We start from the raw sequence: 19508 nt of genomic DNA on the forward strand, positions 1-19508 counted from the left end.
GTGCGACGCAATTAAGGATTGGCAATGTGAGTTACATCACACAAGATCCACTTGTGCATGATCCACATCTCATGAATGCTCTGAATGGGGATCTTGAAAAGCCTTGTTCAAGGCTGCTCGGCTTTCACAGAGGGGAGTGAGAGGGGACATGCCATGGCTTCGATCAGCGCCGGTGGCGCACCCGTTGGGTTCTTCGGGGGGAACTGAATCCGGTCCCACCTTCGCCGTCGTCCAGGAAGACGTCTTCTCCAGGCGGCTTGCGGACCGGATTGACGAAGAGCATGCCGAACCGGGGTCCAGGACCGGTGGACTGGGCCGCCGCCCGACGGTGAAAGAGGCTTTCGAAGCGTCGGCCGAGTGCGTCATCGTGCCGGTCGGACGGCCCGGTCCCGGGCTGCTTCTGGAAGCGGACCGCCTGGCCTATGCGACGGGGACTCCCTGGTTTCCGATCGTTCAGGACGGCCTCGTCATCCGTGTCGGCCCGCTGGTCAGGCCGCCGTTCGCGCCCTGCTTCAGATGCGCCGCCCGCCGTCAGGTACAGCACGACGAGAAGTTCGCCGCCACTCACCTGCTCCACGACGCCTACGACGCGGACGCGGGCCTCGGGCTCGGCGGGTGCCTGCCGCATCACCTGACGATGACGGCAGGCCTCGCCGTCGACCTGCTGCGCCGTCACGGTGCCCACTCCGGTTCCGCCGTCGCCGAGCAGGCAAGCGGCGTCGTTGAGCTGAACCTCATCACGAACTCCGTCATCGCCAACCAGGTGATCGCCTGCTTCGACTGCGACCGCTGCGCCCGCCCCGGACCGGCCCTGCGCACGGCGGTTCCGGAGTCCGTCCTGCGAGTTCTGCGGCAACGCGGCGGAGCCGATGTGTTCACGGGGAACGCCTCATGACCGTTCAACATCGGAACAGGCACGACGCGGAACGTGACGGACTGATCAATCCTCGGCTCTGCCGCGGACTCGTCGCCCTCCCATCTCCTGGCGGTCTTCTCATCGAAGGGGGGCTGCGCCGCTACCAGTTCTCGGGTGCCGCGGCCACGGCGGTCCTATCGCCGATGCTGCCTCTTCTGGACGGAACCCGAGCTCCGGAAAGGCTCGGCGAGGAACTGTCGCTATCGCCCTCCCACGTGGGAAAGGCACTGGATCTGCTGGACGCCTCCGGGCTGCTGGAGTACGTGGAAAGCTCGCACGTCCCCGATGTGGCCGACGACCCGCTGACTCTGTTCCTCTCACGAACCATCGGCGCCATGTCACGGGAATATCCCAATGTCGAGACCATCGTCGGGAAACTCTCCGCGGCCCGTGTGCTCATCATCGCCAACCGCGAGACCACCGCTGTGCTCGCCCGTGATCTGGCGGCCGGCGGGATAGGTCTGGTCGAGAATCTCGGGCCCGGCACGAGGGAGGGCGCCGGGGGAGCACGGCCCTCCTTGGTCGTGGTCTTGGACGAACCCGGTAGTGGGATTCTCGAGGACACCGTGGCGGTGTATCGCACATCGGACGTTCCGATCCTGCGTTTCTCCCCGGGCGCCGGTGGCGGTGAGTTCGGCCCGCTCTTCTACCGGGACGTGACCGCATGCGTCGACTGTTTCAGGGCCTCCTACGCCGACGCGGACGTGACCGCCGGCGAGCAGGGCGGTCTCCGGAGCACGATCCTCATGGGGCGGGTCGCCGCCGAGGTCCTGGCCTTGGTGGCCGGTGTGGGCGAACGCAGATCTCCGAGGTCTATGGTCCGCATCGTCTCGTCTCGCGGAGAAGAGGAGAGCCACCTCGTCGTCCCCCGCGGCGGTTGCCCGGCATGCCGGTATCCGCAGGAGGCCGATGAGTCGCCGGGCGCCTACGAATGGCAGGGCGAGATCCTGCCCGAGCCGATCATGGACTCCGTTGCCCTGACGCCCGCCCAGCGCGAGAGGATCAAGTCGCTGGAGACCGCGCGTGACAGCTTCCCGTCGCTGCCTCGGACAGCCCTTCCCCCTTACGAACAGTGTCCGGCCCCAACCCGTGAGTTCGAGACGGGATGGACGTGGGGGACCTCGGGCGCCGTTCCGCGCATCGGCCCCGAGCTCATCGGCGGGTTGTTGGCCAGGGTCATCGGCCGGCGAGCCTCCGGCACGGGGCGCGGAGAAACCGGCCGGCGGGGGTACGACACGGCGGACATCGGCTCGACCGATCTCTATCTGCTCAGCGAGACCGACCTTTTCGGCCTCCCTGGAACGCTCCTCAGATACGAGGATGTCAATCACTCGATGGCCGCCGTGCGCCGCGACCGGGTCGGTCTGGCCGACGCACTGGCAGGGACCGGCCTTCTCGCCGAACCCGGCCGCGAACCGGACCCCGGCCCTGCCCTCGGCACAGGCGCGCCGATCGTGGTCTTCCTCGTCTCCACGCTGAGCCGGCTCCGTGACTCGCACGGTGCCCGGGCCTGCCGGGCGGGCCTGCTCGACGCCGGGCACGCCGCGATGCGGCTGGCCTTCACCGCGGAGGGCTACGGGCTCGGGATCGAGTTCGCCCCGTGCTGGGACGAGCGCGTCAACGGCCTGCTGGAGCTGTACGAGAGCCATGAGTTCGTCAGTGGCATCGCCTTGATCCACGCCACCGAAGGGGGGACCGGGAATGCCGATGATCCGGGCGAATGAGCCGGCGGAACGAGCGCATCAGGCCGTCAGGAGCCGGACCGCTCTGCCCGAGCCGCCGCCGAGCCCCGGCCGGGGGGCATCTGGGGGTGGTGGCGCGGGGATCGGTGCGGACGCCGCCACGCGTGTCGGCGGGGTCGGCGGGGTCGGCGCCGCGCAGATGCTGGAGCGGCGCGTCCGCGCACAGGAGTTCACCGCGACGCCCGTGGAGCCGGGCCTGGTGGCCGACCTGGTCCATGAGGCGCGGGGCGCCCAAGAGCGCTACTGGCCGAGTGAGGTGCACGGTGACGCCGGATTCGCCGTCCACCTCATGGCTTCCAACGTCCGTGATCTGGCGCGGGACCTCCATGCGGCCGAGGACGGTTCCTGGTTCCGGGTTCCGCACGCCAAGGGGCTCGCCGAGGAGGTGTCGCGCGTTTATGGAGACGCTCCCGCACACCTGCTGATCTCGGCGGACTTCGAGCGGCTCGCGGAGAGGCCCGCGGCCTACGGCGCGCTCATCTCACGAGCCGGGTCCCTTGCCCATGGCATCTGGTTCTCGGCACTCGCCCGCGGGCTGGCGTGCGCCGTGCACGATCGGCCCGCACGTGCGATCACATCGGTCATGCGCGGCTACGGTAACCGGCGGCACCTGCTGACCGTGTCCCTGGGGACATCGTGCTGACAGCCGGGACCGACGGCCGGGTCAACCACAGAGAACCGGTGTTCCTGCTCGCCCCGGCGCGCTCCTACTCCACCGTCGTGCAGGCCATGCTGAGCGGGCATGACGGCATCTTCGGATTTCCTGAGATGATCATGTTCGCGCTCCCCGACGTCCGGACGCTCCTTTCCGAGGCGACCGTGGAGCCCGGATATCCCCCGTCCTATTACTCCGTTCGGCTCAGTGGCATCTGGCGAGCCATCGCCCAAATTCACAGGGGCGGCCAGGAAACGGCGGACATCGCCTGGTCGATGCAATGGCTGGCACAACGCCCGGACTGGTCTTTGACGCGGGTGTTCGACGACCTCCAGGATGCCGTCAGCCCGCTGATCTGCCTGGAGAAGTCGCCCGACACCGTGCGGACGGACCCTGCGCTCGCCGCCTGCGCACGGGCCTACCCGAACGCACGCTTCATCCATCTGACCAGGCATCCCGTGGACACGCAGCGGTCGATGGCGGAGCATCTGCGGCTCCTGGGCGTGACCGGGGGAGGCGGCGTCGCCGTCACCGCGGCGTCCTCGTGGTATCTCGGCCATCACCGGGTCGTCCGGATGCTGGACGACCTGCCGCCCGACCGGTGGATCCGGGTACGAGCGGAAGACCTGCTCAATCGTCCCGACGTATTTCTGCCCCGTGTCGTCGACTGGCTCGGGCTTCCCTGGGACGAGCAGGTCGTCGAGCGGATGAAGCGGACCGAAGACTGGACGTTCGCGGGAACCGGCCCGGCGGGCGACCTGCAGGGCGGCGACTGGAAGTTCTTCCGCTCGCCCCGGTTGCGTGAAGTCGAACCACCGGGTCCGGTCGTCTTCGACGATGAATGGGGACTTCCCCAGGAAATGCAGCGGCGGATGAGAGAACTCGCCGAAGGTCTCGGCTACTAAAGCGAAGGAACGCTTTTCTGGGTGACCGCGCGAGGCGGTGCCCGTTCGCGGCGTCCCATGAACGTTCGCCCAGGACGATCCGATGCCCCATCGAAGCGCTTGCTCGGGAGCGTGACAGGTGCCCAGCCAGCCCAGTGATCAGGCCGCCACCGCCATGCGGACGTTCGGCCGGCTGATCCCCCGATTCCGACCGCACCGCACACTGATCGTGCTGTCGGCGCTACTGATCATGTGCATGGTCGCGCTGAGCATGGTGAGCCCGCTGGCGCTCAGAGCGCTCATCGACGACGCGCTGCCGCACCGCGACGACGGCCTGCTCGCCGCCCTGTGCCTGTTCATGATCGCCGCCGGTGTGCTGACGAACCTCGCCTCGCTGCTCCAGGGCAGGCTGACGCACCTGGCGGGCCAGCGGCTCGTCCACGACCTGCGGGTGGACGTCTTCGACGCCGTCCAGCGCATGCCCCTGACGTTCTTCACCGCCGAATCCAACAGCCGGACCCAGTCGGTCCTGGTCAGCGACATCGAAGAGATCAGCGACACGGTCACCTTCTCCGCGCAGGTCATCCTGTTCTCGCTGACCGGCATCCTGACCGCGGGCGCCGGCATGCTCCTGCTGAGCTGGCCCCTCGCCGTGGTGACGCTGGCCCTCACCATCATGCTGAGCCTGGTCAACAACCGCTTCGCTAGGAAGAGGCGCAGGCTCACCAGCGCCCGCCAGGACGGCGTGGCCCGCATGATGCGGCGCGTCGGCGAGGACCTGTCGCTCTCCGGGGTCATCGTCGGCAGGACGTTCGGACGGCAGCCGGTGCAGCGCGACCGCTTCGCCGCGGAGTCGGCGGCCATCGCCGATCTGACCTACCGGCAGCGCCTGGCGGGCCGGTCGGTCTACGCGATCATCGGCATCGCCTTCGCGTGCGTCCCGCCGCTCATCTACTGGACCGCCGGCTCCCTGTTCCCCGGGGTCTCCGTCGGGTCGGTCGTCGTGATCTCCCTGTTGCAGGCCCGGCTGGCGGGCCCCATCCAGGAACTCCTGGACACCGCCGGCATGATCACGAGTTCGACGGTCACGTTCGACCGGGTCTTCGCCTACATCGACATGGCCGAGGGACGGGCCGCCGTGCCGCACCGGCCGCCGCTCTCCGCCGGGGTGGCGGCGGGGCCTCCCGACCTGCGGCTGAGCGGCGTCGGCTTCACCTATCCCGCCGCGGACGCCGCCGCCCTCCGCGAGGTCAGCGCCGACTTCCCCGGAGGCTCGACGACCTTCGTCGTCGGCCGGTCGGGCTCCGGCAAGAGCACGCTGGCCTACGTCGCGGCCGGGCTGCTCGCCCCGACGGAGGGGGAGGTGTCGGCCGGCCATCGCGTACCCGGCATGTCCGGCCTGCACTCGCTCGTCACCCTGGTGCCGCAGGAACCGGCGGTCTTCAACACCTCGGTGCGCGAGAACCTTCTCATCGCCCTGCCGGACGCGACCGACGAGGCACTCCGAGCGGTCCTCGCCGCCGTCGAACTCGACACCGTGGTCGACGGGCTCGCCGAGGGCATGGACACCTCCGTCGGCGAGCACGGCCACGAACTGTCCGGCGGAGAGCGGCAGCGGCTGGGACTCGCCAGGGCGATGCTGTCCCCCTCTCCCATCTTGATCCTGGACGAGGCCGCCAGCGCCCTGGACGGCGTCCTGAGCGACTCGGTCTATCGATCCGTCCGGTCCCACTGCGTCGACCGGACGCTGATCGTCATAGCCCACCGGATCCCGCCTCTCAACGACGGCGACAGCGTCCTTCTGCTGACGGACGGACGCGTCGCGGAACACGGAGGTCACAAGGAACTGATCACGGAGAGCCGGACCTACCGGCAACTGTTCGCCGCGCAAGCGGCCGGACCCTGACCATGACACACGATTCGGAAAAGAGGAGTTCACCATGCAGGATCTCGACCTCGACCTCGACCTCCAAGTGGAAGACGTCACGCAGCTGAGCTGGGAGGACCTCACCAAGGCGATGGAGTCGAAGCCGGAGCGCACGTCGCCCTGCGTCGGCGGCTGCGGAACCTCCTACCCGCCCTGCGCCAACACCAAGAGCAGCAGCATGACCAATTACTGCCACTAGCGGTTGAAGCCGCCGGCGGTGCGCCGTGCCGGCAGAACCGGCACGGCGCACCGCCGGCCACCGTGGACGTCCCCGGAGGAGTATTCGTGATCGACCTTGTGCTCAGAAGCGATGTCGCCCTGCTCGATTCGACCGAGGACTCGCTTGTCTTCGACAAAAGCGGGTGGCGGATGCGGCTCCGTGGGCTCGGTGAGCGGGCGGAGGAACGGCTCAGCGGGTTGCGCACGGGCCCCATGGAGCTCGGCGCCGAACCGGGCGAAGCGTTCTCCCGGCGGATGCTCACCGTGGTGCAGATGCTGACGGCGCGCGACCTGGTCGAACTGCGCTGCGGTGAGGCCGGGAACATCCTGCTGACCGCGGTCTCTGTTTCCGAACTGTCGCAGGTCACGAGGATGACCGAGCCGGGCGGCGGCAAGCTGTTCCGGTTGTCCAAGTTCGTCTGCACCAGGCGTTCGGGTTCCGCGCTCATCATCGAGTCCCCGCGGAAGTACTTCCGCGTCGAGGTCGTCGATCCCGGCGTTCTCGTGCTGGTCGGCCTGCTGGCGCGGCCGCAGAGCGCCGAGAGCCTCGTCCAGAACTGCGCGGTGCTCGAACGCGAGGCCGTGCACGACACTCTGGCCTTCCTCGGGCTGGTCGGCGCGGTCGTCGAATGCCGGGAGGACGGGAAATCCGAAGAGGATCTGCTGCCGGTGCTGGTCCAGCGTGAGTTCCATGACGTGTTGATGCATTCCAAGAGCCGTCAGGGGCTGGCCGGTGAGGTCGTGGCGGGGACGTTCCGCTTCGCGGGCGAGTTCGTTCCGTTGCCGGCGCTCAAGGAGCCGATGGGCGCGTCCGCGGTGCCGCTGCCCCGGCCGACCGGAGCCGCCGGAGACGGGAGTTCCATGAGCCTGGCCGAGGCCATGGAGAAACGGCGCAGCGTCAGGTCGTTCAGCACGCGGCCGCTTCCCGCCGCCCAACTCGGCGAGTTCCTCTTCCGGACGGCCCGCCTGCGCGGTACTCATCCCATGAACAAGGACGATCCGCTGTCATACGAGTTCTCCGACCGCCCGTATCCCAGTGGCGGCGGCATATACGACGTGGAGATCTATCCCGTTGTGCGGAACTGCGAAGGCATTCCGAGCGGGCTGTACCACTACGACCCCGAGGGGCATGCCCTCGAGCTGGTCTCCCGGGCCGAGGAGGTCGTCCGGGGTTTCGTTCACACCGCTCGGATCTCCGCCGTGGCCGAGAGCGAGCCGCAGGTGGTGCTGGTGCTCAGTTCCCGCTTCTCCCGGCTCAGCTGGAAGTACCAGGGGCTGGCATACGCCACCACGTTGAAGAACGTCGGGGTCCTTTACGAGGCGATGTACCTCGTCGCCACGGACATGGGCCTCGCGCCGTGTGCGCTGGGCGGAGGAGACGCGGTGCTGTTCAGCAGGGCGACGGGGCTCGACGTCACCGAGGAGTCGACGGTCGGCGAGTTCATGCTCGGCATCGAAGGCTGAGCCGGACGGACGACATGACAAGGCACGAGGAGCTGAGAACGTGAACGCACGGCCGGATCTCGACCCGCTCGTTTCGCCTTACGGGGTGGTCTCTTACATAGGTGAAGACGCGGGGTTCAGGGGCTTGGACCGGGTCACCCTGCACGTGTCCTCCGTCGGTTCGGGAGTCCCCGGCCGGCCCGTCAAGGAGAGCGTCAGCGGATGCGGTCGCAGTATCGATTCCAGTGAGATGGGCCGGTTCATCGCTCTGGCCGAGGCCGCCGAACGCTATGCAGGTTGTTTCACCAGTGGCCCGCAGGTCCTGGCAAAGCTGGGCGAGCTGGATGGCAGAGTGCTGGACATGAGCGCGATACCGGTCTGCTCACCCACGGAGTACGCCCGGCCGGAATGCACGTTGGCGCCGTTCGACCCGGCCGCACGGATCCGCTGGGTCCAGGGCACCGAACTCACATCCGCACAGCCGATCTGGGTCCCGTCGGTCATGGCCTGCTATGGCATGCCCGGCGTCCGGGACGAGGAGAACTTCTGGTTCCGGATCTCCACCGGCTACGCGGTCCACTCCGATCCGGCCGAGGCGATCGTGCGGGCGATCTGCGAGGTCGTCGAGCGCGACGCCGTCGCGCTGACCTGGCTGCAGAAGCTGCCGCTCGCTCCGGTGCCGGAGTCCTGCCGCACCGTGAACTCGGACTATCTGCTGGACTGGTGCGACCGCCATTTCATCCGGACCCACCTCTTCGACGCCACGACCGACCTGGGCGTCCCGACCGTGTACTGCCTCCAGATCGCGGAACACGACGCGAAGGCTCACCAGGTCATCGGCTGCGCCACGGAAAGGGATCTCGCCCAGGCCGCCGAGAAGGCGTTGCTCGAGACGGTGTTCGTCCGCAGCCTCTGCTACACCGACAAGCCGCTGGTGGAGTCGTTCGCCGACTACACGAACGTGGAGGACGGCGCCCGTTTCATGGCCAGGCCCGAGCGGGCCCACGCCTTCGACTTCCTCACCGAGGGGATCGAGTCCCGGCCCGTCCGGGAGATGAGCACGGCGGGGACGCTGGCGGCCGACGGCGACCGGGCGCTGACCCAGCTCATAGATCTGTTCGAAGCCCGCGGGATCGACGTCATCGCCTGCGACGCGACGTCCCCCGAACTCGCGGACGTCGGACTGGTGGCCGTCAGCGTGGTGATCCCGGCCCTGCAGCCGATGTCGCTGCTGCGGTACGCGCAGTATCGCGCCCATCCCCGCCTCTACCAGGCCCCGGAGGCGATGGGATTTCGCAGCCTCCCCGAGGACGAGCTCAACCAGTGGCCGCAGCCGTTCCCGTAAAGGCGATCGTGTGTGCGGGCGGCCGAAGCGGATTCAGGAAGGGCGCGATGAACGGCATTATCGAAGCGATGCTCAAGGCCCCCCGGACGGTGCCGGCGGAGGAACCGCTGGTGCTCCGCGGGGCGATCGAGACGCGCGACCACCTCACCATCTCGCGCGTCCACGAGCGCATGGCCGCCGGGGGACTGCGCGCACCGTACTTCTCCGTCCCGCGGCCGGAGGCCCGCCCCGGCGCCCCGCGGGCGACCCGCACCCGGGCGGTCGTGGGCTCGGTCCGCGAGTGGGGCTTCGCCGACCCGGCGGCTCTGGAGGGCCATCTGGCCGCCGGGGACGTCGTGCTGCTGGAGCAGGTCAGTCACTGGCACCGCGCCACCAGGACGTTTGTGGCCGAGTTGGAGCGGGCCTTCCCGGTGGCGGTCCGGTCCGCCGCCTACTGGAGTGGCCGGGCGGGAACCGTTCAGGTTCGTCTCCACGGCTCCGGCCGGGTCCTCGCCCTCCAGCTCGAAGGTGAGTCCCGTCTCGCCGGCACCGTGCTGGAAGCGGGCGATGCCCTGTGGCTGGAGCGCGGTGACTCACTGGCCTTCACCACATCGGGCGAGTCCCTCCACCTGATCTTCGAGCTCGGAGAGCCCACCGCGCGCGAGTTCCTGATCGCGCTGAGCCGCTACGTCACCGGTCGCGGCAGGGCGCTGTTCCACCACTATCACCACCTGGATCTGCCCAGCAGGTCCGAGGCCCTCCGAGACGAGATGACCGACGCGCTCGGTGCCCTCGACGACGACGTCCTGCTGGCCTATTCACTTGCCTACATGAGAGGGAGGTCGGGGTGAGAACCGGAATCGACGGGCTGGTCGGGGACACTGGTCTCTTCCTGGAGACCGTGTGGTCCGTCCGTCCCGAGGTCTTTCAGAACGGCGCGCGGATTCCCACCCTGCTCGACGAGGGGACTCTCTGGGACGCCCTTGAGTACGGGTCGCTCACCTATCCCTACGTCACCGCCTTCGGTGGCACGGCGGATCACGGTGCGGCAGACCGAGGGCCGGCCTCGCTCACCCGGTCCAGGTGGGTGGGCGGCGCCGAGGTTCCCGGCTTCCTCGACCCGCGCCGCGTGCGGGACGCGTTCGACGCGGGGGCCACGCTCAAGTTCAACCGCGTCGACCACTGGCATCCCGCGACCAGGGAGCTGGCGCGCGGCTTCCGCGACCTGTTCCACGGCAGTGTCATCGCCCACGCGTTCCTGAGCCCGGCGGGGGACGAGCCCGTGATCAAGGCGCACCTCGACGGAGCGCACGTCTTCGTCCTCCAGGTCTCCGGTGACAAGGACTGGGTGGTCGCCCGCCCCACCCGTGACGCCGAGAGCGGCTCCGTCTTCTGCCCGGAGGGCATCACCGACGAAGACCGGCTGGAGTTCACGCTCTCCCCGGGGGACGTCCTCTACCTGCCGCATGGCAGCGCCCACTATGCCCTGGCCCGTTCAGGCGGTTCGCTGCACATCGCCATCGAAGTGGAGGAGCCGACTCCCGAGGACTTCGTGGACGGCTTCGTCGCCGGCTTTCTCTCGGGTGAGGAGAACAGGAGACCGTGCCCCGGGGAGCCGAGGCCGGTGCCGATCGAGGAGTGCCGGCGTGTGCGGCGGGATTTCCTCTCCTACCTGGCGGCCGTTCCCGTCGGCGAGGCCATCGGGCTGGCCGAGCACAACATCCGGCGACGCACGGCCGATTGATCGCCCCCTCGCCGGAACTGGCCTTCAAAGGCGGAGAGGAATCTCAATGCCCACAAGCGCACCCATCGTGGTGTCGCGCAGGTGCGGGCTGCCGGTCATCGTCCTGGACTCGTTGCGCGCGGCCGAGACCGTCCGGCTGGTCCGCGCCGCGGTCGCCCTGGAGGAGCGCGGCGTCCGGCTCGGCGAGAGGGTCGGCCATGGGCTGTACCTGCTGGTCGCCTCCGAGGACGTGGACCGGCCCGTTCGGCGGGCGGCCCTGCGCCTGCGCCGGGACGTGCACAACCTGCGGTGGGCCCGCGCGGCGGAGGCCGCCCCGGTGGTGGCCGGTCACCTCGCCGACACCGTCCGCGAGGCCCTCATGCTGTGGCTGGAGACGATGCGCGGTTCCGCGGAGGCCCTGGCCGCGGCCGAACGGGCGGCCGGCGGCGAACTGGCGAACGCCGGACGGGCCTTGCTGACGTGGCTGCGCGAGCCGAGGACAGCGCTGGGACTGGCGCTGGCCAGCCCCACGTTCACGGCCGGCCTGCTCGGCGAGAGTGCGCCCGCCGTCCCCGAGTGGGACTCGCGGCTGATGCGGAGTGCGACGGCCTACCTGTCGCGTATCGCGGTGAAGCCGAGCCCGTTCGGCACGCTGTCCACCGTCGGAGTGGTCGGCTGGGACGGATCTTCACGCCACGACGCGGCGCTCGCCCCGCGATCACCGTCGTCCTCCCGCGCGGCGGCGATGGAGTTGCTGCGGGCCTGGACGACGCACGCGGAACCACCGGTGGATCTGCCGCTGGTGGTCAACCCGAGCGTCCGCGAGGTCGACGGGCGCGTGCTGGCGGCACTTCCTCTGTACTGCCATGTGAACGGGGTGTCCCTCCGTGAGGACGAACTCACCGATTGCGGGCTGGTCGCCCGCCACCTGTCCCTGCTGCCCGCCGAGCCCCGGACCGCCCGTGAGATCGCCGCGCTCCTGGACGCCGACCCCGCCACGGTGAGGCGCCTGATCGCCGTCGGCGTCCTCCAGCCGCTCGCCCCGTGGCGGTCGGCGGACGGACGGCACTTCACCGACTTCGCCCGGCGGATAGGGCGGGCGCCGGGCCCGGCCGCCGACGCGGTGCGCGCGCTGGCCGAGATCGAAGGGCGGGTGGCGGGCACCGGGGACCCCCGCCGCCGTGCGGCCGACGTCGAGCGGGCGCGGCGGACGCTCGGCGAGGGGTTGCGGGCGCTCGGCGGCCGGCCTCCCGCCTGGCTCGGCTCCGCCGGGCTGATGTCCGAGACGGCCGCCCATGATCCACGGCATGATCCGCGGCTGGGCGACGCCGTCCGGGCGGACCTGGATTCGATCGCGACGGCCCTGCGGCCGGACGTCCGCCGGTCCGTCCTGTACGACCACCTTCTCAAGCACTTCCTGCACAGGCACGGCGCCGGGCGGACGGCCGACCTGCTCGGCTTCGCCTACGAGGTGCTCGGTTCCGTGCCTTCGCTCTCGTGGCCGGCCGCGGCCCACCACGCCGCGGGAGCGCCGGCCGGGGACCTCGGCGGCCACCGCACCCTGGGCAGGGCGTTCGGCACCGTCTTCTTCCAGGTCGCGGCGGCGTCCGCCGCGGCCGTGGAAGCGGGCGACCACCTGCTGATCGTCAACCGGGTGCACTGTGGCATGGCGGGGCTGGCGGGACGGTGGGCGTCGGTGCCGGCCCTGCACGGCGCCCTCGACGACGCACTGCGAACCTGGCTGGCCGGGATCCACCCCGGGTGCCGTGTCTACCAGATGTCCGCGCAGGCCGACTGGGTCGGATTCCAGCGCCCGGCCCTGCGGGGGATCTCCCGTGCGGGGTGGGGACCGGAACTGGCCGACCGGGACGGGGACGCCACGGACCTGCGAGGTTTCACGGTTTCGCATGATCGGAGAACCGGGACCCTTCAGGTGGCGGATCAGGCCGGCGCACCCGCGGCCCTGGCCTATCTGGGAGCCGTGCCACGGGACATGCTGGGCCCGATCGACCGCCTTCTGGCGACGTTGAGCGATCCGTGGGCCATCGTGCCGGGCGACCCGTCCCAGGTGATGGGACACCGCCCGCGCAGGCAGCAGGGGCGCGTCGTGCTTCAGCGGGCCACTTGGCGGATCCGTCCGGACGAGGTGCCCCGGCCCGAGCGCGGAGCGTCACCCGTCCGTTTCCTCGCACGGGTCGAACGGTGGCGCCGCCGGCACGGGCTGCCCGAGGAGGTCTTCCTCACGCAGATCGCCGACGGTCCCTCGGCGCGCGCGAGCAAGCCGCAGTGGCTTGGCTTCGCGCATCCGCACGCGGCATGGGCTGCACTGCGTCAGATCAGGAGCACCACGGTGGCGGTCGAGTTCACCGAGGCCCTCCCAGGCCGCCGCCAGCACTGGCACACGGACGGGGACGGGAACCCGACCGTCATGGAGTTCATCGGGCTGGTACGGCATGACTGAACACGAATGGCTCTACTACCGGGTTTACGTCGCCGGCCTTGACGAGATCCGCGATCTGGTGGAGCGCGTGGTCGCGCCGATGGCCAGGCGGTTCACCGCGGACCATCCGGGTCTTCGATGGTTCTTCCTCCAGTATGCCGACCGGGTCGGGCTGCAACTGCGGCTGCGCCTGAACGCCCCGCCCGCCGTGCTCGCGGAGCTCGAATCCGTTCTGGACGCGAGATTCGCCGCGGCGCTCGACGATCCCGGCGTCGTCGGCGGACCCGACCGGCGCCCGGAGGCGAACCGCATGGCGGTCAAACGCCTCTACGAACCCGAACACGCCAAGTTCGGCGGCCCGGCGGGGACGGTGCTGGCCGAGCGGCTCATGCAGCTGGGCAGCGAGGCGGCGCTGGCCTTCGCGCACTCCCGCCACAGGCAGCGGCGCATGGCCCTCACCGCCGCCCACACGGAACTCATGATCCACGCCCTTCCAGAAGCCGAACGCACGTCCTTCCTGCATCAGTACGCCTGGTACTGGTCCGGAGGAGGGCGGCTCGGCGACCCACGGAACTCGTCCGTGGCCCGCCTCAAACCGACGGACCCTGCGTCGAGGCGGTCCGCCAGGTGGCTGAGAGCCCAGATCGAGGAGGTGCTCTCCGACCTCGCCTGCCAGGTGCCGCTCACGACCTACGTGGAGAGTTTCTGGCGCGTCGTCCGGGCTTCAGGGTTTGAACGGTCGCCCTATCTGCACGCCTTTCACCACATTCATCTCATGAACAACAGGCTGGGAACCGCCCCGCATGAGGAGATGCTGATCGCGCGCCTCCTGTGGGTGGAAGGCGATGCGCACTCCTGACCTCGACCCCCGGGGATCGTGAGATGCCGTGGGCGAGGAGGCGGGTCAGGCTGGAGGGCGGCCGGTTAGGCGGGTTGTTAGGTCTTGTGCTGTTGTGCGGACTGTTGTGGCTAGGGCTGGCCAGGATTCTTTTGGGTGGTCTTCTTGGCGGAAGGTGAGGGCTATGGCGGCGGTGGGGTGGCCGGTGTGGTCGAAGGAGCAGGCGGCGATGCTGGCGAAGCCCTCGGTGATGTGGCCGTCCTCGGCGGACCAGCCGCGGCGGGCGTCGTCGGCCAGGACGCGGCGCAGTTCGCGGAGGGAGGCCGGGCCGCGGCCGGTGCGGTTCACGAAGCTGCCCGGGAACAGGGCGCGGACCTGGGCGGGGGGCAGGTGCGCGAGCATCGACAGGCCGCTGGCGGTGAGCTGGGCCGGCATGCGGACGCCGACGTCGGTGACGAGGGTGGCGTGCCGGGGTGGTTGTTCCTTCAGGAGGTAGAGGGTCTCGGCGCCGTGCAGGACGCCGAGCTGGGCGATCTCTCCGGTGCGGTCGACGAGGCGGCGCAGGAGAGGGCGGGCGAGGCGTTCCAGGGGTTCGTGGCGGAGGTAGGCGGAGCCGATCTCGAAGGCGGCGACGCCGAGGCCCCAGCGGCGGTCCTCGGGGACGTAGGAGACGAAGCCGTCCTCGGCCATCGCCGACAGCAGGTGGTAGGTGCTGGATCGGGGCAGGTCCAGGGCGCGGGCTATGGAGGACGCGGGGAGCGGCCCGGCCGCCCCGGCCATCAGTTTGAGCACCGCCAGCGCCCGGCGGGCGGCGGGTACCTGGCTCATCACAGCATTGTCTCGCATCCGAGACAGAACCCCTCTTTCGGGCTTCCTTCCTGGGCCTCCACCCCGCTGAAATGGGGGTATGAGTTTCGGTGTGGGGGATGGCATCCAGGTCGGACCGGACGCGCTGACCTTCGATCAAGTCGTGGCCGTGGCCCGGGACGGTGCCCGTGTGGTGCTCTCGGACGAGGCGCTCAAGCGGATCGGCGAGTCCAGGGCGCACGTCGAGGAGCTGTCGTCGCGGCCGACGCCCGTGTACGGGGTGTCGACCGGGTTCGGCGCGCTGGCGACCCGGCACATCGCGCCGGAGCTGCGGGCCAAGCTGCAGCTGAACATCGTCCGGTCGCACGCGGCCGGGTCCGGGCCCGAGGTGGAGCGGGAGGTCGTCCGGGCGCTGATGCTGCTGCGGCTGCGGACGCTCGCCACCGGGCGGACGGGCGTGCGGCCCGCCACCGCGCGGACGCTCGCGGCGCTCCTCAACGCGGGGATCACCCCGCAGGTGTTCGAGTACGGCAGCCTCGGGTGCTCCGGTGATCTCGCGCCGCTGGCGCACGTGGCGCTCGCGCTGATCGGCGAGGGAGAGGTCCGGGACGCCGGCGGGGTGCTGAAGCCCGCGGCGCAGGCGCTGGACGAGGCCGGGATCGCGCCGGTCGAGCTGGCCGAGAAGGAGGGCCTGGCGCTGCTGAACGGCACGGACGGCATGCTCGGCATGCTCGTCCTCGCCATCGGCGACCTGCACCGGCTGCTGACCGCCGCGGACCTCGCCGCGGCGATGTCGGTGGAGGCGCTGCTCGGGACCGACCGGGTGTTCGCCGCCGACCTGCAGGATCTGCGGCCGCATCCGGGGCAGGCCGCGTCGGCGGCGAACCTGCGGGCGCTGCTGGCCGACTCGGAGATCATGGAGTCGCACCGGGGACCCGACTGCACGCGCGTCCAGGACGCCTACTCGCTGCGGTGCTCGCCGCAGGTGAACGGCGCCGCCCGCGACACCCTCGCGCACGCCGAGCTGGTCGCCGGACGGGAGCTGGCGTCCGCCGTCGACAACCCCGTCGTGCTGCCGGACGGGCGGGTCGAGTCCAACGGCAACTTCCACGGCGCGCCCGTCGCGTACGTGCTGGACTTTCTCGCGGTGCCCGCCGCGGACGTCGCGTCCATGTCCGAGCGGCGCACCGACCGGATGCTCGACAAGGCCCGGTCGGCGGGGCTGCCGGCCTTCCTCGCCGACGACCCGGGGGTGGACTCCGGGCACATGATCGCCCAGTACACGCAGGCGTCGATCGTGTCGGAGCTGAAGCGGCTCGCGGTCCCGGCGAGCGCCGACTCGATCCCGAGCTCGGCGATGCAGGAGGACCACGTCTCGATGGGCTGGAACTCGGCCCGCAAGCTGCGCCGCGCGGTGGACGGCCTCGCGCGGGTCGTCGCCGTCGAGATCCTCACCGCCGCGCGGGCGCTGGACCTGCGCACCCCGCTGCGGCCGGGCCCGGCGACCGGGGCGGTCGTCGCGCGGCTGCGCGAGGCCGTCCCGCCGCCCGGCCCCGACCGTTACCTCGCGCCCGAGATCGCCGCCGCGACGGAGCTCGTGCTGGACGGCTCGCTCGTCGCCGCCGCCGAGGCCGTCACCGGCCCGCTGTCCTGATCCTCCCTCGACCGTAGGAGCACCGCATGTCCGGTCCCCGTCCCGTCCGCGCGCCGCGCGGCACCGCGCTCACCGCCAAGGGGTGGCCGCAGGAGGCGGCCCTCCGCATGATCCAGAACAACCTCGACCCGGAGGTGGCCGAGCACCCCGACGAGCTGGTCGTCTACGGCGGCTCGGGGAAGGCGGCCCGGTCGTGGGACGCCTTCGACGGGATCGTCCGGTCGCTGTCGGAGCTGGAGGGGGACGAGACGCTGCTCGTCCAGTCCGGCAAGCCCGTCGGGATCTTCCAGACGCACGAGTGGGCGCCGCGCGTGCTGATCGCCAACTCCAACCTCGTCCCGCAGTGGGCGACGTGGGAGGAGTTCCGCCGGCTGGAGTCGCTCGGCCTGACGATGTTCGGGCAGATGACCGCCGGGTCGTGGATCTACATCGGCACGCAGGGCATCCTGCAGGGCACCTACGAGACGTTCGCGGCGGTGGCGGCCAAGCGGTTCGGCGGCACGCTCGCCGGGACGATCACGCTGACCGCCGGGCTCGGCGGGATGGGCGGCGCGCAGCCGCTCGCCGTGACCATGAACGGCGGCGTCGCGATCTGCATCGAGTGCGACCCGTCGCGCATCGACCGGCGGGTGGCGCACCGGTACTGCGACGTCCGCGCGGACTCGCTGGACGAGGCGCTGCGGCTGGCGGAGGAGGCGAAGGCCGAGCGCAGGCCGCTGTCCATCGGGCTGCTCGGCAACGCCGCCGACATCGTCCCGGAGCTGCTGCGCCGGGGCGCGCCGATCGACGTGGTCACCGACCAGACCAGCGCGCACGACCCGCTGATGTACCTGCCGAGCGGGGTCGCGTTCGAGGACATGGCCGCCGAGCGCGACAAGGACCGGGACGGTTTCATCGCCCGCGCCCGCGCGTCGATGGCCGCGCACGTCGAGGCGATGGTCGGGTTCCAGGACGCGGGCGCCGAGGTGTTCGACTACGGCAACTCGATCCGCGGTGAGGCCGAGCTCGCCGGGTACGACCGCGCGTTCGCCTTCCCCGGGTTCGTGCCCGCCTACATCCGGCCGCTGTTCTGTGAGGGCAAGGGCCCGTTCCGGTGGGCGGCGCTGTCGGGCGACCCGAAGGACATCGCCCGCACCGACAGGGCGATCCTGGAGCTGTTCCCCGACAACGAGCCGCTGACCCGGTGGATCCGGATGGCTCAGGAGAAGGTCCACTTCCAGGGCCTGCCGTCGCGGATCTGCTGGCTCGGCTACGGCGAGCGCGACAAGGCCGGTGAGGTGTTCAACGACCTGGTCGCCCGCGGTGAGATCAGCGCGCCGATCGTGCTCGGCCGCGACCACCTGGACTGCGGCTCGGTCGCCAGCCCGTACCGGGAGACCGAGGGCATGGCGGACGGATCGGACGCGATCGCCGACTGGCCGCTGCTGAACGCGCTGCTCAACACCTCGTCCGGCGCGACGTGGGTGTCGATCCACCACGGCGGCGGCGTCGGCATCGGCCGTTCCATCCACGCCGGGCAGGTCTGCGTCGCCGACGGGACGCCGCTGGCGGGCGAGAAGCTGCGGCGGGTCCTGACCAACGACCCGGGCACCGGCGTCATGCGGCACGTCGACGCCGGGTACGACCGGGCCGCCGAGGTCGCCGCCGAGCGCGGCGTCCGCATCCCCATGCTCTGACCGGCCGGCCTGAGGAGGAAGAAGGCGAGCATGGGGTTCGAGTCGATGTGGGCGGATCTGCTGCCGATGGGGCGGGACGACCGGTCCGGTGGGTACCACCGGTTCGCGTGGACGCCCCCGGAACTGGAGTGCCGCGCCTGGTTCCTGGACGAGGCGCGCCGCCGTGATCTTGAGGTGGAGCACGACGCCAACGGCAACATCGTCGCCTGGTGGCTTCCCGAGGACGGGACGCGCGGGGACGCCGTCCTGACGGGCAGCCACCTGGACTCGGTGCCCGGCGGCGGCGCGTTCGACGGGCCGCTCGGGGTGGTGTCGGCGTTCGCGGCGGTCGACCTGCTCCGCGAGCGGGGCGTGCGGCCGCGGCGTCCGATCGGGATCGGCGCGTTCGCCGAGGAGGAGGGCGCTCGGTTCGGCGTGGCCTGCCTGGGGTCGCGGCTGCTGACCGGTGCGATCGACCCGGCGCGGGCGCGCGCGCTGACCGACGCGGAGGGCCGGACCTTCGCCGAGGTGCTGTACGGGGCCGGCCTCGACCCGGAGGCCATCGGCCCCGATGAGGGGCTGCTCGGCCGCGTCGGCTGCTACGTCGAGCTGCACGTCGAGCAGGGGCGGGCGCTGACCGGGCCGGTCGGGGTGGCGAGCGCGATCGTCCCGCACGGCCGGTGGCGTTTCGGGTTCGGCGGCGAGGGCAACCACGCCGGGACGACCCTGCTCGCCGACCGGCGCGACCCCATGCTCCCCTTCGCGGGAATGGTGCTGGCCGCGCGGGAGGCGGCGGAGCGGAACGGGACCGTCGCGACCGTCGGGAAGGTCCGGGTGGAGCCCGGCGGGGTGAACGCGATCGCCTCGTCGGTCACGGCGTGGCTGGACGCGCGGGGCCCGGCGGACGAGGCCGTCCGCCGGACGGTCGCGGAGGTGGACGAGGCCGCGCGGCGGGCCGCGGCCGGGCACGGGGTGAGCGTGGACCTCGCCGAGGAGTCCTACACCGAGATCGTGGACTTCAACCTGGCGCTGCGCGACCGCGTCGCGAAGGCGCTGGAGACCCGGTGGCCGGACGGCGTGCCCGGCGGCGTGCCCGTGCTGCCCACCGGGGCCGGGCACGACGCGGGGATCCTGTCGGCGCGGCTGCCCACGGCGATGCTGTTCGTGCGCAACCCGACCGGGGTCTCGCACGCGCCCGCCGAGCACGCGGAGCGGGACGACTGCCTCGCCGGGGTCGAGGCCCTCGCCGCGGTACTGACGGACCTGGCGGACGGGTAGGGA

General features: G+C 70.8%; 16 protein-coding genes. 15 read left to right on the top strand and 1 reads right to left on the bottom strand.

Annotated features, from left to right (window positions below):
* Positions 1-172 precede the first annotated feature (172 nt).
* The 12 genes from E1291_RS04025 (at position 173) to E1291_RS04075 (ending at position 14132) form a co-directional block, all read left to right on the top strand.
* Positions 173-895, top strand: coding sequence for a hypothetical protein (locus E1291_RS04025; RefSeq protein WP_131736166.1), 723 nt, complete (start codon positions 173-175; stop codon positions 893-895).
* Complete coding sequence (locus E1291_RS04030) at positions 892-2640, top strand: hypothetical protein (protein WP_131736167.1); 1749 nt, start codon at positions 892-894, stop codon at positions 2638-2640. Before E1291_RS04025 ends, E1291_RS04030 begins: the two co-directional genes overlap by 4 nt.
* Positions 2641-2797: 157 nt before the next feature.
* Positions 2798-3301, top strand: coding sequence for a hypothetical protein (locus E1291_RS04035; RefSeq protein WP_131736168.1), 504 nt, complete (start codon positions 2798-2800; stop codon positions 3299-3301).
* The gene (locus tag E1291_RS04040; protein WP_165494950.1) at positions 3295-4218 is read left to right on the top strand and encodes a sulfotransferase family protein; all 924 of its coding nucleotides are present in this window, start codon (positions 3295-3297) and stop codon (positions 4216-4218) included. Before E1291_RS04035 ends, E1291_RS04040 begins: the two co-directional genes overlap by 7 nt.
* A 118-nt stretch (positions 4219-4336) precedes the next feature.
* Positions 4337-6103, top strand: coding sequence for an ABC transporter ATP-binding protein (locus E1291_RS04045; RefSeq protein WP_131736170.1), 1767 nt, complete (start codon positions 4337-4339; stop codon positions 6101-6103).
* Positions 6104-6137: 34 nt separating this feature from the next.
* Positions 6138-6323 (top strand): hypothetical protein, encoded by a 186-nt coding sequence (locus E1291_RS04050; RefSeq protein WP_131736171.1) that lies wholly within the window; start codon positions 6138-6140, stop codon positions 6321-6323.
* Between the two features lie 86 nt (positions 6324-6409).
* A complete protein-coding gene (locus E1291_RS04055; RefSeq protein WP_131736172.1) occupies positions 6410-7807 on the top strand; it encodes a SagB/ThcOx family dehydrogenase in 1398 nt (465 codons plus the stop codon).
* A gap of 229 nt (positions 7808-8036) precedes the next feature.
* A complete protein-coding gene (locus E1291_RS04060; RefSeq protein WP_131736173.1) occupies positions 8037-9131 on the top strand; it encodes a YcaO-like family protein in 1095 nt (364 codons plus the stop codon).
* A gap of 47 nt (positions 9132-9178) precedes the next feature.
* On the top strand, positions 9179-9961 hold the full coding sequence (locus tag E1291_RS41755) for a cupin domain-containing protein (RefSeq protein ID WP_165494951.1): 783 nt from the start codon (positions 9179-9181) through the stop codon (positions 9959-9961).
* Entirely contained in the window at positions 9958-10854 is an 897-nt protein-coding gene (locus E1291_RS04065) for a JmjC domain-containing protein (RefSeq protein ID WP_165494952.1), read from the top strand. The genes E1291_RS41755 and E1291_RS04065 overlap by 4 nt, the downstream gene beginning before the upstream one ends.
* A 46-nt stretch (positions 10855-10900) precedes the next feature.
* Positions 10901-13294 (top strand): lantibiotic dehydratase, encoded by a 2394-nt coding sequence (locus tag E1291_RS04070; protein ID WP_131736175.1) that lies wholly within the window; start codon positions 10901-10903, stop codon positions 13292-13294.
* Complete coding sequence (locus tag E1291_RS04075; protein WP_131736176.1) at positions 13287-14132, top strand: thiopeptide-type bacteriocin biosynthesis protein; 846 nt, start codon at positions 13287-13289, stop codon at positions 14130-14132. Before E1291_RS04070 ends, E1291_RS04075 begins: the two co-directional genes overlap by 8 nt.
* A gap of 45 nt (positions 14133-14177) precedes the next feature.
* Here the strand turns inward: E1291_RS04075 and E1291_RS04080 are convergent, their stop codons facing one another.
* The gene (locus E1291_RS04080; protein WP_131736177.1) at positions 14178-14939 is read right to left on the bottom strand and encodes an IclR family transcriptional regulator; all 762 of its coding nucleotides are present in this window, start codon (positions 14937-14939) and stop codon (positions 14178-14180) included.
* Between the two features lie 79 nt (positions 14940-15018).
* Here E1291_RS04080 and hutH point away from each other — a divergent pair, with 79 nt between their 5' ends.
* The 3 genes from hutH to E1291_RS04095 are packed head-to-tail and all read left to right on the top strand — an operon-like array spanning position 15019 to position 19505.
* Entirely contained in the window at positions 15019-16572 is a 1554-nt protein-coding gene (gene hutH, locus E1291_RS04085) for a histidine ammonia-lyase (RefSeq protein WP_131736178.1), read from the top strand.
* 26 nt (positions 16573-16598) lie between these two features.
* Complete coding sequence (gene hutU / locus E1291_RS04090) at positions 16599-18248, top strand: urocanate hydratase (protein WP_131736179.1); 1650 nt, start codon at positions 16599-16601, stop codon at positions 18246-18248.
* Between the two features lie 30 nt (positions 18249-18278).
* Positions 18279-19505 carry an allantoate amidohydrolase gene (locus E1291_RS04095; protein WP_131736180.1) on the top strand — a complete coding sequence of 409 codons (1227 nt, stop codon included), beginning with the start codon at positions 18279-18281 and terminating at the stop codon, positions 19503-19505.
* Positions 19506-19508 lie beyond the last annotated feature (3 nt).

This window comes from Actinomadura roseirufa, assembly GCF_900659635.1.
Taxonomy (GTDB): domain Bacteria; phylum Actinomycetota; class Actinomycetes; order Streptosporangiales; family Streptosporangiaceae; genus Spirillospora; species Spirillospora roseirufa.